This is a genomic window from Halorubrum sp. SD626R, from assembly GCF_001261915.1.
Classification (GTDB): domain Archaea; phylum Halobacteriota; class Halobacteria; order Halobacteriales; family Haloferacaceae; genus Halorubrum.
The window spans coordinates 1-2,001 of record NZ_CVRT01000079.1; the positions used below are offsets into that span (position 1 = coordinate 1).

General features: G+C 66.6%; 2 protein-coding genes. Both read left to right on the forward strand.

Features of this window, described 5'->3' with window-relative positions:
- Window positions 1-908 (forward strand): radical SAM protein (locus tag SD626R_RS08925; protein WP_092565821.1); only part of this gene is annotated, 908 nt, incomplete at its 5' end.
- Window positions 909-1,365: 457 nt separating this feature from the next.
- Complete coding sequence (locus tag SD626R_RS08930; RefSeq protein ID WP_092565823.1) at window positions 1,366-1,662, forward strand: DUF7130 family rubredoxin-like protein; 297 nt, start codon at window positions 1,366-1,368, stop codon at window positions 1,660-1,662.
- Window positions 1,663-2,001: the final 339 nt, after the last annotated feature.

Sequence of the window (2,001 nt, forward strand, 5' to 3'; positions counted from 1 at the left end):
GCCCCCTCGGAGAGAACCGGAAGAACGTCACGGACGTGTACGCCAACGAGCGGAAGGTCGAGTCCGACGAGGACGTGATCGCGGAGGCCAAGCGCATGAGCGCGCTCGGCACCTCGATCACCGGCGGCGAGCCGCAGGAGGCGATGGCGAAGACGTGCCGGTACCTCGAACTGCTGAAAGACGAGTTCGGCGAGGACCACCACACCCACCTCTACACCGGGATCACGGGCGGCCGCGAGAACATGCGCCGCCTCTCGGAGGCGGGCCTCGACGAGATCCGCTTCCACCCGCCGCTCGAGATGTGGGGCGACATGCACGGCACCGAGTGGGAGGAGATCCTCCACATCGCCCGCGAGGAGGGACTCACGCCCGCCTTCGAGATCCCCGGCATCCGCGCGGAGCCGGAGTTCCTGGACTTTCTGGACGAGGGCGCCGCCGAGTTCTGTAACATCAACGAGTTCGAGATGTCCGACGGCAACTACCGCCGGATGCAGGAGGAGGGGTTCGAGCTGCAGGACGGCCACATGTCCGCCGTCGAGGGGTCGAAGGACGACGCGATCGTCTCGGAGATGGCGAGCCACGAGAAGGTGTACTTCTGTACGTCCGTGTTCAAAGACGCCGCCCAACACCGCAACCGCCTGAAGCGGATGGCGAAGAACATCCGGCGCGAGTTCGACGAGGTGACCGACGACGGCACGCTCGTCTACGGGAAGGCGTTCGCCGACCCCGAGCGCTTCGACGCGCTCGGCGTCCCCGAGGAGTTCTACACCGCGAAGTCGAACCACGTCGAGGTCGCGTGGTGGCTCCTCGAAGAGATGGTCGAGGACGGCGACCTACAGGAGGGCGAGATCGTCGAGCAGTACCCGACCGTCGACGGCACCGTCGTCGAGCGCACGCCGGTCGCCTGAGCGAACGGGCTTTCGGCTTTCGTGTCGGTGACCCCTTCGTTGCCCGTAGCGACGGCGGTGGCGCGCGCCTGCGAGCGGTCGCCCCCGGCGGCCGCGAGTCAGCACGCGCGAGGGAGTCAGTCGCCGGAGCGAAGCGACGGCGACTGACGAGGCTGGGGAGGCGTGAGGCTGCGGTGCGGTTGCAGGTGGGTGGGACTCAAAGGGGCAGTCGCGGGGACGAAGCACGGCGACGTAAGGACCGCAGACCGTGAGCGAAGCGAACGATCGAGGACCACAGCGAGCCGCGCGAGTCCCTGCGACTGGGGCTTTGGAGGTGGTTTCCGCAGGTCCGTTATCGATCACGTATCGCCAAGCGGCTGGGGATAGGGATGTTCCCCGTCGATCCGTGGTCGGACATCCCCCACATATCGTGCTATCTACTCCCACACTTATAATCAATCAACGCGTACACCCACGCATGGCTACCGACGAACCCGTATTCGCCGACGTGAGCATCGGGCAGACGGTGTACGACGAGTCGGGCGAGGAGATCGGAACCGTCCGCGGCGTCGACGACGACGGCTTCTACGTCTCGTCGCCGTCCGGGTCGGGGTCGTTGAGCCTCACCGACGCGCGCGACGTGTTCGGCACCGCCTACGTGATGTGGCGCTGCTGGGAGTGCGGCGAGATGGGTGAGATCGGCGACCAGCTCCCCGCGAACTGCCCGAACTGCGACGCGCCCCGCGAGGAGCTGTACTACTGGGCCGAGGACTGAGGCAATTACTACGAGAAGCACCGTCGTTTCTCCGTTCTCTGTTTATATTCGGTCGGCCGCGCAGACGCCGTTTTTACCCCTGAAGCCCCAGCCGCTCGGCTGTACGCAGTCGACTGCGGATCATCGGTGACAACTTCCGAAGCCCCAGCCGCGAGGCGGACAGACGCTCGCTGCGCTCCTCGTCGCTCGTTTCACTCGCTCCTGCGGTGCTTGCGTCGCCTCTGTCCGCCTCGCGGCTGTCCCTTCGAGTCCCATCCCGCACCGCACAGCAACCGCACCTCACACCTCCCCAGCCTCGCCGCTCACGCCCTGCGGGCGTTCGCGGCGTCCCTCGCGCGT

Excerpts from the sequence above, each read along its gene's own strand:
- SD626R_RS08930 (WP_092565823.1), top strand. The coding sequence starts at position 1,366 with ATGGCTACCGACGAACCCGTATTCGCCGACGTGAGCATCGGGCAGACG.